Source organism: Paraburkholderia flava (genome assembly GCF_004359985.1).
In the GTDB taxonomy this organism is placed as follows: Bacteria; Pseudomonadota; Gammaproteobacteria; order Burkholderiales; family Burkholderiaceae; genus Paraburkholderia; species Paraburkholderia flava.
The window spans coordinates 69,237-82,654 of record NZ_SMRO01000004.1 but is presented as its reverse complement, the minus strand read 5'-3'; the positions used below and the strand labels follow the sequence as shown (position 1 = coordinate 82,654).

The following is a 13,418-nucleotide window of genomic DNA, read 5'->3' as shown; positions in this document are numbered from 1 at the left end:
TTGCAACCGACCAACCATATAAATCAGAGACAACCATGACCACACGCGTCGCACTGATCGCGCACGACCACAAGAAAGACGACATCGTGAAGCTCGCCGGCGAATACGCCGACACGCTCAAACACTGCGAACTCGTCGCGACCGGCACCACCGGTTCGCGGATCGCTGCCGCACACGGCCTCGAAGTGCAGCGGATGCTGTCGGGTCCGCACGGCGGCGATTTGCAGATCGGCGCGCAGCTCGCCGAGGGCAACGTCGACATGGTGATCTTCCTGCGCGACCCGATGACGCCGCAGCCGCACGAACCGGACATCAACGCGCTGGTGCGCGCATGCGACGTCCACAACGTGCCGTGCGCGACCAACATTTCCACCGCACGGATGCTGCTCGATGCATTGACGCTGCGCGTCAGACAGCAACAAGCCTGAGCGCCGCACGGAATTCAGCAAAAGCACAGAACGCACAGCAAGGAGTCAAGATGGCAAAGGCAATCCGATTCGACCGGACTGGCGGTCCGGAGGTGATGAAGTGGATCGATGTCGAAGTCGGCGATCCGGCCGACGGCGAGATCCGCGTGAAGCAGCATGCAGTCGGCCTGAATTTCATCGACGTGTATTTCCGCACGGGGCTGTACCCGTTGCCGCTGCCCGGCGGTCTCGGGATGGAAGCGGCGGGCGAAGTGACGGCAGTCGGTGGAGGCGTGAGCGGCCTGAAGGTCGGCGACCGCATCGCGTACGTTGCGCGGCCGCCTGGCGCGTATGCGCAGGAGCGCGTGCTGCCCGCGAAGGACGTCGTGAAACTGCCCGATGGCGTGAGCTACGAGCAGGCCGCCTCGGCGATGCTGCAGGGGCTGACCGTGCAATACCTGCTGCGTCGTACGTATCAGGTCAAAGCCGGCGACACGATCCTGATCCAGGCTGCCGCCGGCGGCGTCGGGTTGCTCGCATGCCAGTGGGCGAAGGCGCTCGGTGCGACGGTGATCGGCACGGTGGGCTCCGACGAAAAGGCGGAGATCGCGAAGGCGCACGGCTGCGATTACCCGATCGTCTATACGCGCGACAACTTCACGAAGCGCGTGCGCGAGATCACCAACGGCGCGGGCGTGCCGGTGGTGTACGACTCGATCGGCAAGGACACGTTTACCGCATCGCTCGACTGTCTCGCGCCGCTTGGGCTGTTCGTCAGCTTCGGCAATGCGTCGGGACCGCTGCCGCTGATCGATTCATCCGAGTTCGCGGGTCGCGGCTCGCTGTTCTTCACGCGACCGACGCTGTTCTCGTACATCGCTAAACGCAGCGACTACGACGCGATGTCGGCGGAGCTGTTCGAGATGATCTCGTCGGGCAAGGTGAAGACGAGCATCAACCAGCGTTACGCGCTCGCCGACGTCGGGCAGGCGCATATCGATCTGGAAGCGCGGCGCACGACCGGGTCGACGGTTCTGCTGCCGTAGTTTTATAGCGAGCGGCGCGCGTGCATCGTGAAGCGTGCGCCGCTAAACGACCGGCGAATCGAACTTCAAATCTCGCCGGATTGAACGAGCGACCGCATGCCGCTGTCTTCGGCAACATGTGATCGCCCGCACTGGAGGTTTTGATGATCACGCTCGACCAGGCTCGCGAGATCGCCACGCGCTTGCGTGCGAGGCTCGCTCAACACGGCACCGATTTATCCGATGCCGCAGTACTGGAACTGGTGAGCGCCGGCTTCGGCTCCGACGATGAAGGCACCGCCGTCGCGAACGAACCGATCCGCTTCCTGGAAGCCGTCCCGATCCTGCGCATTTTCGACGAGACCAAAGCCCGCGAGTTCTACTGCGACTTTCTCGGCTTCGAAGTCGTGTTCGAGCATCGGTTTGAACCTGGCCTGCCGCTTTACATGGGCGTGAAGCGCGCAGGATTGCAGTTGCATCTGTCCGAGCATCACGGCGATGCATGCCCCGGCTCGACGGTGTACGTGCCGATGACCGGCATCCACGCGTTCAATCGCGAACTGCGGGACAAGCAGTACAACTATGGCCGTCCCGGCGTAGAAACGGAACCGTGGGGCGACGTGATGGAAGTTCACGATCCGTTCGGCAACCGCATCCGTTTTTGCGAAGAGAAGGCTTGAGCCAGTCGTTACCGCAGTAGCGCCGCGCTACTGCGGATTCGCTGCAAAGAACGCTCCACCGCGCCCAAACACCACCCCAGCAAACCGCTCACCTATCCGTCGATGCGTCGCGCCGTCCGGATGCAGCCGATCAGGCAGCGGCAGCTCGGCGAAATCGCGTTCGCCATACAGCGTGAGTCCATCGAGATAGCGCAACTGCGGATCGTCTAAAGCACGCTGTTGCACGATGCGTTGCAACTGCTCGCGGATCACTGTCAACGTCAGCTTGCCGGCACTGCGCTCGGCCGGATTGCCGGTCGCGAGAAAAGCCACTTTCCCTTTAGCGAGTGCCTCCATATCGAATGCGCCGGGGCCCGGCGTATCTTCATGAATCGGACAATAGATCGGCGATACGACGAGCAGCGGCGTGTGCGGATGACCGTCGCGAATCGTATCGAGAAAGCCGTGCACCGCTGGCCCAAATGCACGTAGTCGCATCAGATCCGCGTTGACCAGATTGATGCCGATCTTGACGCTGATGAAATCGGCCGGCGTGTCGCGCATCGCGCGCGCGATGAACGGATCCAGTAACGCGCTGCCGCTGAAGCCGAGATTGATCAACTCCACATCGCCGAACGATGCGGCCAGCGCGGGCCAGATCGCGGTCGGGCTGGCCGCATTCGATCCATTACTGATCGAGCTGCCGTGATGCAGCCACACCTTGCGACCGTCGTTCGCGATGGGCTCAAGAGGCTCAAGAGCGGCGTCGGAACGCAGCGCGACAAGCTCCGTCGCTTCGTTATGCGGTAGCCAGATTTCGATCTTCTTGTCGTGACCGGGCAGCCCCGCATAGCGCAGCGTGCCGACGTCGCCGCGCTGAGTCGATACGGCCCCCGTGGCGACGTCGATCGTCACGAGATCGCCACCGTCCGCGCTGCCCTGATGCAGCAACCGGCCGTCGACCAGCAGGTCGTACACACCCACCGGTCGCGGCGGCAGACCGGCGTAGACATAGCGGGTCGGCCAGACGTCCAGTTCGATTTCCGTCGCGCGGGTGCGAAACACGAGCCGCACGCCCGACGGTTGCGACTCAGCCATCGCGAGCTGCGGGTCCGCGCACTGCGCACGAGCCCACGCGGGCAGACGATGCGGCTTCACGCCGCGTTCCGTTCGTTCGAGTTCGAGCGCACCGCGCAGCAGCGGCGCTGAAATGGGCGTGGCGATCCAGTCGTGCCGGTCGTTTGTCATGAAGGCGTAGCGGATTCGAAACGTAGGATGTTAGCAAGCCGCACGCGTATTGCGGTAGACCCGCCGCGATCGCATTTGCGCGCGAGCCGTTGTCGCGCCTTGCGCTGCACCAATCGCGAACGCGCCGCGCGACGGCCCTCTGCGCGTACCGGAATTGCGACCGCACATTCGCACGTTTACGCGATTTTTACGCATCCCAATCCAACCTTATCCTGCCCTTTACGTCAACAGGCATAACGTTGCACGCATCCAAAGTCCGTCATGGAGAACATCAAAATGGATGCGCTGTACATCGGGGGCCTCGTGCTGTTTATCGCACTGACCTTTGCAATGATTGCCGGCTGCGAGAAGCTCGAGCAGTACCGGCGTGGTCAGGGAGCACGCTCATGAGCTGGATGCTGTGGCTATCGGGCGCGGCAACTGCGTTGCTGTTCGCTTATCTGGTTTATGCGCTGCTGCGCGCGGAGGACATTGAATGAACCTCAACAATGTCCTGCAAACGGTCATTTTTCTCGTCGTCCTGCTGGCACTCGCCGTGCCGGTCTCGCGCTATCTGACGCGCGTGATGGACGGCACGTCGCGCGTCGTGCGCTTCGGCGGTCCGTTCGAACGGCTGCTGTATCGCGCGGCGGGCGTCGATTCGTCGAGCGAAATGACCTGGAAGCACTACGCCATCGCCGTGATCGCGTTCAACGCGCTCGGTGCGATTTTCCTTTACGTGCTGCTGCGCGTGCAGGGCTGGCTGCCCGGCAATCCGCAGGCGCTCGGCGCGATGACGGTCGACGGTGCGTTCAACACCGCGATCAGCTTCGCGTCGAACACCAACTGGCAAGACTATTCCGGTGAGCAGACCGTCAGCTATCTGACGCAGATGCTCGGCTTCACGGTGCAGAACTTCCTGTCGGCGGCAACCGGTATCGTCGTCGTGATCGCGCTCGTGCGCGGCTTCGCACGTCACACCGCGAAGACCATCGGCAACTTCTGGGTCGACATCACACGCGTCACGCTGTACGTGCTGCTGCCGATGGCCGCGATCATCGCCGCGCTGCTGATGAGCCAGGGCGTGATCCAGAACTTCAAGGCCTATCAGGACGTACCGACGCTGCAAACCACCACGTACTCCGCGCCGAAGGTCGACGCGCAAGGCAACGCGGTGAAGGACGCGAAGGGTAACCCGGTGATGGTCGATACGCCGGTCGCGAAGCAGACCATCGCGATGGGTCCGGTTGCGTCGCAGGAAGCGATCAAGATGCTCGGCACCAACGGTGGCGGCTTCTTCAACGCGAACTCGGCGCATCCGTATGAAAACCCGACGCCGTTCGCGAACTTCGTGCAGATCCTGTCGATCCTGATTATCCCGGCCGCACTGTGTCTCGTGTTCGGACGGATGATCGCCGACCGCCGTCAGGGTATCGCGGTGCTCGCAGTGATGACGATCGCGTTTGCCGCGTGCGTGGTGGGCGAAATCAGCGCCGAGCAATCGGGCAACCCGACGCTCACGTCGCTGCACGTCGACCAGTCGTCGAATGCGCTGCAGTCCGGCGGCAACATGGAAGGCAAGGAAACGCGCTTCGGTATCGCGCAGTCGGGCATCTTCACGGTCGCGACGACCGCCGCATCGTGCGGTGCAGTCGACAACGCACACGACTCGCTGACGCCGCTCGGCGGCCTCGTGCCGATGCTGTTGATCCAGCTCGGCGAAGTGATCTTCGGCGGTGTCGGTTCCGGTCTCTACGGGATGCTGGTGTTCGCGTTGCTGGCGGTGTTCGTCGCGGGCCTGATGATCGGCCGCACGCCGGAATACGTCGGCAAGAAGATCGAAGCGTACGAAATGAAGATGGTGTCGATCGTCGTGCTGCTGACGCCGCTGCTGGTGCTGGTCGGTGCATCGATCGGCGTGCTGGCCGACGCAGGCAAGGCGGGCATCTTTAACCCGGGCGCGCACGGCTTCTCTGAAGTGCTCTACGCGTTCAGCTCGGCTGCGAACAACAACGGCAGCGCGTTCGGCGGGATCTCGGTGAACACGCCGTTCTACAACATCATGCTGGGTATCGCGATGTGGTTCGGCCGCTTCGCCACGATCGTGCCGGTGCTGGCGATCGCAGGTTCGCTCGCCGCGAAGAAACGTCTCGCGGTCACGGGCGGCACGCTGCCGACGCATGGCCCGCTGTTCGTCGTGCTGCTGCTCGGCACGGTGCTGCTGGTCGGTGCGCTGACTTATGTGCCCGCGCTCGCGCTCGGTCCTGGCGTCGAACATCTGATGATGATCGGCACCCACTGATCGCCACGCATACAGGCATACGAAGAATTAGAGGAACACATGACTGAACATTCAGCAACCCGGTCCATGTTCGATCCGGCGCTACTGCGTCCGGCGATCGTGGACTCATTCAGGAAACTCAAACCGCGTACGCAGTTCCGCAACCCGGTGATGTTCTGTGTGTACGTTGGCAGCGTGCTCACGACCATCCTGTGGATCGCGGCGCTCGTCGGTCAGGCGGAAGCGCCGTCGGGTTTCATTCTCGCGGTCGCACTGTGGCTGTGGTTCACGGTGCTCTTCGCCAACTTCGCTGAAGCGCTCGCCGAAGGCCGTTCGAAGGCCCAGGCCGCATCGCTGCGCAGCGCGAAGAAAGACGTGATGGCGAAGAAGCTCAACGAGCCGCATCCGAAGGCGCCGATCCGCATCATGACGGCGTCCGATCTGCGTCGCGGCGACGTCGTGCTGGTCGAGACCGGCGACGTGATCCCGGCCGACGGCGAAGTGATCGACGGTGTCGCATCGGTCGACGAATCGGCGATTACCGGCGAATCCGCGCCGGTGATCCGCGAGTCGGGCGGCGACTTCTCGTCGGTGACCGGCGGTACGCGCGTGCTGTCCGACTGGATCGTCGTGCGTGTCACGGCGAACCCGGGCGAAGCGTTCCTCGACCGGATGATCGCGATGGTCGAAGGCGCGAAGCGTCAGAAGACGCCGAACGAAATCGCGCTGACCATCCTGCTCGTCGCACTGACCATCGTGCTGCTGCTCGCTACCGTGACGCTGCTGCCGTTCTCGATGTTTGCCGTCGAAGCGGCGAAGTCTGGTCACGTCGTGACCATCACCGCGCTCGTCGCCCTGCTGGTCTGTCTGATTCCGACCACCATCGGCGGTCTGCTGTCCGCGATCGGTGTGGCCGGCATGAGCCGGATGATGCAGGCGAACGTGATCGCGACGTCGGGCCGCGCAGTCGAAGCGGCCGGCGACGTGGACGTGCTGCTGCTCGACAAGACCGGCACGATCACGCTCGGTAACCGTCAGGCGTCGCAGTTCGTGCCGACGCCGGGCGTAACGGAAGAAGTGCTCGCCGATGCCGCGCAACTGTCGTCGTTGTCGGACGAAACGCCGGAAGGCCGCAGCATCGTCGTGCTCGCGAAGCAGCGCTTCAACATCCGTGCACGCGACATGGCGTCGCTGCACGCGGTGTTCCTCGCGTTCACCGCGCAGACGCGGATGAGCGGTGTCGATCTGCCGGGCCGTGAAATCCGCAAGGGTGCGGCCGATGCAGTGAAGAACTACGTCGAAGCGAACGGCGGCCGTTTCCCGGCTGAAGTGAACAACGCCGTGTCCGAAGTGGCCCGTCGCGGCAGCACGCCGCTCGTCGTCGCCGAGAAGGGCGAGGGCGGGGCGCGCGTACTCGGCGTGATCGAGCTGAAGGACGTCGTGAAGGGCGGCATCAAGGAACGTTTCGCCGAACTGCGCAAGATGGGGATCAAGACCGTGATGGTGACCGGCGACAACCGGCTCACCGCGGCTGCGATCGCCGCCGAAGCCGGGGTCGACGACTTCCTCGCGGAAGCCACGCCGGAAGCGAAGCTCGCCACGATCCGTGCGCACCAGGCCGAAGGCCGCCTCGTCGCGATGACGGGCGACGGCACCAACGACGCACCGGCGCTCGCGCAGGCCGACGTCGCGGTCGCGATGAACACCGGTACGCAGGCAGCGAAAGAAGCCGGCAACATGGTCGACCTCGATTCGAACCCGACGAAACTGATCGAGATCGTCGAGATCGGCAAGCAGATGCTGATGACGCGCGGTTCGCTGACGACGTTCTCGATTGCGAACGACGTCGCCAAGTACTTCGCGATCATCCCGGCCGCCTTCGCGACGACGTACCCGCAACTGCGCGTGCTCGACGTGATGCATCTGGCGACGCCGGCATCGGCGATTCTCTCCGCGGTGATTTTCAACGCGCTGATTATCGTGATGCTGATTCCGCTGGCGCTGAAGGGCGTGAAGTACCGGCCGCTGGGTGCCGCCACGCTGCTGCGTCGTAACCTGCTGGTCTACGGCCTCGGCGGCATCATCCTGCCGTTCCCGTGTATCAAGCTGATCGACATGGTGCTGGTTGCGTTCGGCTGGGCCTGATGCGACTCGCGTGTTGAATCGAGGAAACCATTATGAAAAACTTATTTCGTCCGATGATCGTGCTGTTCGCCGTGCTCACGGCGATCACCGGTCTCGCTTATCCCGCCGTGATGACTGCGGTGGGCCAGGTGGCGTTCAACAGTCAGGCTAACGGCAGCATCATCGAGCGCGACGGCAAGGTGGTCGGCTCGGCGCTGATCGGCCAGCAGTTCGATGCGCCGCAGTACTTCTGGGGCCGTCTGTCGGCGACCGCGCCGATGCCGTACAACGCGGCAGGTTCGAGCGCATCGAACCTCGGCCCGACCAACCCGGCGCTGTCCGATGAGGTGAAAGGCCGCATCGACGCACTGAAGGCCGCGGGCACCGACATGTCGCAGCCTGTGCCGGTCGATCTCGTGACGTCGTCGGGTAGCGGTCTCGATCCGGAGATCAGCCCGGCTGCCGCGGAGTATCAGATCGATCGCGTCGCGAAGGCGCGCAAGATGAACCCGAACGACGTCACCGCGCTGGTCGATCGGTACACGCGCGGCCGGCAGTTCGGCATCCTCGGCGAAGCACGCGTCAACGTGCTGCAGCTGAATCTCGCGCTCGACGCCGCGGCGCACGGCTGATCCCGGCACCTCGGTTCGCGACGGCTGGCGGCGCTTATACGGCGCCGCCGCCGCTGTTTTTGCCGGGTCGTTTGTATCGCTCATGCTGTGTTTTTTGCCAATGCCGTTCGCATGGTTCGCAGGTTTTATTCGCCGTGTGCCGAACCGTTTTCGTGTGCCTGCGCGTCGGCCTTGTGCCCACCGTCAGCGACCGCCTCGCATCGTCCCCGACCTCATGAATTTGCAGCGGCCGCGAGGCCGTGCGACCATCGCGACATCGTGAGCCGGCTATCCGGCCGGTGCCGCCGGCTCCTTATTGCCCTCCGTCCAGTCCCATGACCCGACCCGATCCCGACGCACTGCTCGACAAACTGCAGCGCGAAGAAGAAAAAAGCCAGCGCGGCAAGCTGAAGATTTTCTTCGGCGCGTCGGCCGGCGCGGGCAAGACCTACGCGATGCTGCAGGCCGCGCGACGCCATCAGGAAGAAGGCATCGACGTGGTGGTCGGCATCGTCGAGACGCATGGCCGCGGCGAGACCGCCGCGCTGCTCGACGGCCTCGAAGTGCTGCCGCTCGCGCATATCGAATACCGTAACCGCAAGCTCGGCGAGTTCGATCTCGATGGTGCACTTGCGCGCAAGCCGCAACTCATACTCGTCGACGAACTCGCGCATTCGAACGTGCAGGGCGCACGTCACCTGAAGCGCTGGCAGGACGTCTACGAACTGCTCGACGCGGGCATCGACGTCTACACGACGGTCAACGTCCAGCATCTGGAAAGCCTGAACGACGTGGTCGGACAGATCACCGGCATCCGCGTGTGGGAGACGGTGCCCGACCGCGTGTTCGACAGCGCCGACGAGATCACGCTGGTCGACCTGCCGGCCGAGGAACTGCTGTCGCGGATGCGCGAGGGCAAGGTCTATCTGCCCGCGCAGGCCGAGCGCGCGGTGCGCAATTTCTTTCGCAAGGGCAACCTGATCGCGCTGCGCGAGCTGGCGCTGCGGCGCACCGCCGACCGCGTCGACGCGCAGATGCGCGAGTACCGCGCGGACCGTTCGATCCAGCGTATCTGGCAGGCGCGTGAGCGGCTGCTGGTGTGCGTCGGTCCCGGTCCCGAAGCGCCGACGCTGGTGCGCGGTGCTGCGCGGCTCGCGGCGAGCCTCAAAGCTGACTGGATCGCGGTCTATGTTGAAACGCCGGCGCTGCAGCGGTTGCCCGCCGCGCGTCGCGAACGCACGCTCGACGCGCTGCGCCTCGCATCCGAACTCGGCGCCGAGACCGCGACGCTCGCGAACAACGACGCGGTCGCCGCGCTGATCGGCTATGCGCAGGTGCGCAACGTGTCGAAGCTGGTCGCGGGCGGTTCGCTGCGCACCGGCGTGATGCGCTGGCTGCGTCGGCCGTTCGGCGAACGTCTTGCGGAACGCGCGGGCGATCTCGAACTGACCTTGATCCGCGCCACCGATGCGCGCGAAGCAGGCCGCGACGCATCGCGCACGCCGCTCGACGCAGGCGTGCGCGCGTGGCGCGATGCACTCGGCGCGGCCCGCGAACGCCGTTCGCCGCCGCGCGCGTATGTGGGGGCGCTCGTGCTGTGCGCGGCCATCACGCTGATCGCGAGTCAACTGATCGACCATATCGATCTCGCGAACCTCGTGATGCTGTATCTGCTCGGCGTGATTTTCGCTGCGGTGAAGCTGGGGCGCGGGCCGGGTGTCGTGCTGTCGTTCGCGAGCGTCGCGGCGTTCGATTTCTTCTTCGTGCCGCCGCGCATGTCGTTCTCCGTGTCGGACACGCAGTACCTGCTGACCTTCATCGGCATGCTGCTGACGTCGCTCGTGATCAGCCATCTGACGTCGAGCCTGCGCCGCGAAGCGAGCGTCGCGCAGCGCCGCGAGGCGCGCACCGACGCGATGTACGCGATGGCGCGCGAACTGGCGGCTGCGCTGACGACCGAACAGATCGTCGGGATCGGCAGCCGGCATGTGCACGAAGTGTTTCGCGCGCGTGTCGCGATGCTGTTGCCGGACAGCGTCGACCACGTGCGGCAGAAGATCGAGGACCCCGATGCGGCGGTGACGCTCGACGGTTCGGATCTCGATAGCGACGTCGGCCAGTGGGTCTACGATCAGCAGAAAAAGGCGGGACGCGGCACCGATACGCTGCCCGCGACGACCGCGCTGTATCTGCCGCTGAAGGCACCGATGCGCACGCGCGGCGTGCTCGCGGTGTCGACCACCGATCCGCACGAACTCGACGTGCCCGAACAGCAGCGGATGCTCGACGCGTTCGCCGCGCAGATCGCGCTCGCGCTCGAACGCGTGCATTACGTCGACATCGCGCGCGACGCGCTCGTCAATATGGAATCGGAGCGGCTGCGCAACTCGCTGCTGTCGGCGATCTCGCACGATCTGCGCACGCCGCTGACGACGATCGTCGGCTTCGCGTCGATGCTCGCGCAGACGCGTCAGCAGGCGCATGAGCAATCGCCCGACGCTGCGCCTCAACCCGGCGACGATCTGATCGAAGCGATTCACGAAGAGTCGCTGCGGATGGCCGGCATCGTCACCAATCTGCTCGACATGGCGCGTCTGCAGGCGGGCGGCTTGCAGCTGAACCGTCAATGGACGCTGCTCGAAGAGACTGTCGGCGCCGCGCTGCGCGCGTGCCGTCGCGTGCTCGCGCGGCATCCGGCGCAGGTGCGTCTTCCGTCTGACCTCCCGCTGTTGCAGCTCGATGCCGTGTTGATGGAACGCCTGTTCGCGAACCTGTTCGAGAACGCGGCGAAGTACACGCCGGCCGATACGCCGCTCGCGATCGGCGCGCAGCGCATCGACGACAGCGACGGCAAGCCGTTCGTCCGCGTAACCGTCGACGATAACGGCCCCGGCCTGCCGCTCGGCATGGAAACGCGCATCTTCGACAAGTTCACGCGCGGCGAGAAGGAATCGGCGAAACCGGGCATCGGGCTCGGGCTTGCGATCTGCCGCGCGATCGTCGAGGCGCATGGCGGGACGATCGGCGCGATGAACCGGGTCGCGCAGGACGGACACGTCGAAGGCGCGCGCTTCTGGTTCATGCTGCCGGTCGAGACGCCGCCGCCGGCGCCCGATGCAGCCGAATTGCCGGACGGGGATGTGGATGACGACGAGCCCGTGCATAACGATCATCCAGAAGACGAACCGACCCAAAGCAGCGATCATGCGAAAGCTGCTCACCTTCGCGCGACACCCGGCGACCCGCCCGCGCGCGACGGCACCCAACCCGTAGCGGGACCGAATCATGAATGAGCCGAGCATTACCGTCGTCCTGATCGAAGACGAAAAACAGATCCGCCGTTTTGTCCGCAGCTCGCTGGAAGGCGAGGGCATCGTCGTGCACGACGCGGAGACCGGCAAGCAGGGTTTGATCGAGGCGGCGACGCGCAAGCCTGATCTCGTGATCGTCGATCTCGGGCTGCCCGATACCGACGGTCTCGACGTGATCCGCGAACTGCGCGGCTGGAGCGAGCTGCCGGTGATCGTGCTGTCGGCGCGCACGCAGGAAAGCGAGAAGGTCGCCGCGCTCGATGCCGGTGCCGACGACTACCTGACCAAACCATTCGGCGTGTCCGAACTGCTCGCACGGATCCGCGCGCATATGCGCCGGCGCAACCAGGGCGGCGCGAACGAAACGCCGCAGGTGCACTTCGGCACCGTTACCGTCGATCTCGCGATGCGTCGCGTGTCGCGCGACGACGTACCGATTCATCTGACGCCGATCGAATACCGGCTGCTCGCAACGCTCGTGCGCCACGCGGGCCGCGTGCTGACGCACCGGCAACTGCTGCGCGATGTGTGGGGGCCGTCGCATGTCGAGAGCCATCACTATCTGCGCATCTATATGGCGCATCTGCGGCAGAAGCTGGAGCGCGATCCCGCGCAGCCGGAGCATATCGTTACCGAGACGGGGGTGGGGTATCGGCTGGTTGGGGCGGTTTGACGGTGCTCGTGCTGCTGTAATGCGTTTTCCGCGCAGCAAAGGCCGCTAAAACAGGCGTTTGCTACAATGCAACCTCGCAGGGACGACCCTGCGCATCTGCATTCGAACGGGGACGGCCCCATCTATTCATGGAGTCGTCTCATGTCCTGGATTCTTCTTCTCATCGCCGGCCTGCTCGAAGTTGCCTGGGCCGCCGGCCTCAAGACCTCCGAAGGTTTTACCCGGCTGTGGCCGTCGGTGTTCACGATCGTGACCGCGCTCGGCAGCTTCATCCTGCTCGCGATGGCGATGCGTCAACTGCCGCTCGGCACCGCGTACGCGGTGTGGACGGGGATCGGCGCGGTCGGTGCGTTCGTGTTCGGCATCGTGGTGATGGGTGAGGTGCTGAGCGTTGCTCGGGTCGCTAGTGCGGTGTTGATTGTGATCGGGTTGATTGGGTTGAAGCTGTCTTCGGGGCATTGAGCTTTTCCGAACGAACTCACGCACTTCGTGCGGTGACAATTCTTCGCGATGTTCCGATGTTTTTGCGATGACCTTTGCGGTAGGGTTTCTTCTGGACATGTCACCAGTCAAGAGTAAACGTGCCGCAAAATTCAGGGTGCCTGATGAAGTGGCGTGGGTAGGCGAGGCGATTACTCCAACCATCGGTTCGTTCCGATCTATCCGCCGATCAAGGTCCGCTTATGAGCAAAGTTAAGAAGGCGGTGATCTGGCTCGCGCTAACGGCCGCAGTCGGGATCGCGATCAACTACGCGCTGGATGTCGAGGGTCGGTCGAAGGCGGACGAATGCGAACGCAGCAGGTCGCCGGACGGGCAATATCTCGCAGAGCGATGCCTTGTCCAGTGGCGAGGGGGTAACAATCCTGACTATGTCGGCAGAGTCTACGATGCCAGGTCGGGCACGCTCCTCGTGGAACGATCGTTCAGCACACCTGTGCCCGAATTGTTCTGGTGGAAAAGAGAGGCGGTGTCATTTTCACGAGGGGGTGACGAGTCGTCGACGGTGTATCTGCCACCTACCGCGTACGACCGATTCAAGGCACTGCTGCCGTAATTGTTGAATTCCAGGGGCGGAATGTCTCAATTTGAGTCCAGTGCC

Annotated in this window: 13 protein-coding genes; 12 read left to right on the top strand and 1 reads right to left on the bottom strand. The window is 64.2% G+C overall.

Features of this window, described 5'->3' with window-relative positions; genetic code table 11:
- Positions 1-35: 35 nt before the first annotated feature.
- The 3 genes from E1748_RS28410 (at position 36) to E1748_RS28400 (ending at position 2,112) form a co-directional block, all read left to right on the top strand.
- The gene (locus E1748_RS28410) at positions 36-428 is read left to right on the top strand and encodes a methylglyoxal synthase (RefSeq protein WP_133650634.1); all 393 of its coding nucleotides are present in this window, start codon (positions 36-38) and stop codon (positions 426-428) included.
- Positions 429-478: 50 nt separating this feature from the next.
- Entirely contained in the window at positions 479-1,453 is a 975-nt protein-coding gene (locus tag E1748_RS28405) for a quinone oxidoreductase family protein (protein WP_133650633.1), read from the top strand.
- A gap of 296 nt (positions 1,454-1,749) precedes the next feature.
- Entirely contained in the window at positions 1,750-2,112 is a 363-nt protein-coding gene (locus tag E1748_RS28400; protein ID WP_205965321.1) for a glyoxalase superfamily protein, read from the top strand.
- A gap of 27 nt (positions 2,113-2,139) precedes the next feature.
- Here E1748_RS28400 and E1748_RS28395 read toward each other — a convergent pair whose 3' ends face one another.
- Complete coding sequence (locus E1748_RS28395; protein ID WP_133650631.1) at positions 2,140-3,339, bottom strand: SGNH/GDSL hydrolase family protein; 1,200 nt, start codon at positions 3,337-3,339, stop codon at positions 2,140-2,142.
- Positions 3,340-3,615: 276 nt separating this feature from the next.
- Here E1748_RS28395 and E1748_RS28390 point away from each other — a divergent pair, with 276 nt between their 5' ends.
- The 9 genes from E1748_RS28390 (at position 3,616) to E1748_RS28350 (ending at position 13,373) form a co-directional block, all read left to right on the top strand.
- Positions 3,616-3,729, top strand: a complete 114-nt coding sequence (locus E1748_RS28390; RefSeq protein WP_133651001.1) for a potassium ABC transporter ATPase — start codon at positions 3,616-3,618, stop codon at positions 3,727-3,729.
- Complete coding sequence (kdpF, locus tag E1748_RS28385; protein ID WP_133650630.1) at positions 3,726-3,818, top strand: K(+)-transporting ATPase subunit F; 93 nt, start codon at positions 3,726-3,728, stop codon at positions 3,816-3,818. Before E1748_RS28390 ends, kdpF begins: the two co-directional genes overlap by 4 nt.
- Positions 3,815-5,620 (top strand): potassium-transporting ATPase subunit KdpA, encoded by a 1,806-nt coding sequence (gene kdpA, locus E1748_RS28380; protein WP_133650629.1) that lies wholly within the window; start codon positions 3,815-3,817, stop codon positions 5,618-5,620. Before kdpF ends, kdpA begins: the two co-directional genes overlap by 4 nt.
- Before the next feature lie 39 nt (positions 5,621-5,659).
- Positions 5,660-7,744 carry a potassium-transporting ATPase subunit KdpB gene (gene kdpB, locus E1748_RS28375; RefSeq protein ID WP_133650628.1) on the top strand — a complete coding sequence of 695 codons (2,085 nt, stop codon included), beginning with the start codon at positions 5,660-5,662 and terminating at the stop codon, positions 7,742-7,744.
- 32 nt (positions 7,745-7,776) lie between these two features.
- A complete protein-coding gene (gene kdpC, locus E1748_RS28370; RefSeq protein WP_133650627.1) occupies positions 7,777-8,355 on the top strand; it encodes a potassium-transporting ATPase subunit KdpC in 579 nt (192 codons plus the stop codon).
- Between the two features lie 314 nt (positions 8,356-8,669).
- The gene (locus tag E1748_RS28365) at positions 8,670-11,627 is read left to right on the top strand and encodes a DUF4118 domain-containing protein (RefSeq protein ID WP_133650626.1); all 2,958 of its coding nucleotides are present in this window, start codon (positions 8,670-8,672) and stop codon (positions 11,625-11,627) included.
- The gene (kdpE, locus tag E1748_RS28360; RefSeq protein WP_133650625.1) at positions 11,620-12,318 is read left to right on the top strand and encodes a two-component system response regulator KdpE; all 699 of its coding nucleotides are present in this window, start codon (positions 11,620-11,622) and stop codon (positions 12,316-12,318) included. Before E1748_RS28365 ends, kdpE begins: the two co-directional genes overlap by 8 nt.
- 141 nt (positions 12,319-12,459) lie before the next feature.
- Positions 12,460-12,780 (top strand): quaternary ammonium compound efflux SMR transporter SugE, encoded by a 321-nt coding sequence (gene sugE / locus E1748_RS28355; RefSeq protein ID WP_133650624.1) that lies wholly within the window; start codon positions 12,460-12,462, stop codon positions 12,778-12,780.
- A 221-nt stretch (positions 12,781-13,001) separates the two neighbouring features.
- On the top strand, positions 13,002-13,373 hold the full coding sequence (locus tag E1748_RS28350) for a hypothetical protein (protein ID WP_133650623.1): 372 nt from the start codon (positions 13,002-13,004) through the stop codon (positions 13,371-13,373).
- The last annotated feature ends 45 nt before the right edge of the window (positions 13,374-13,418 follow it).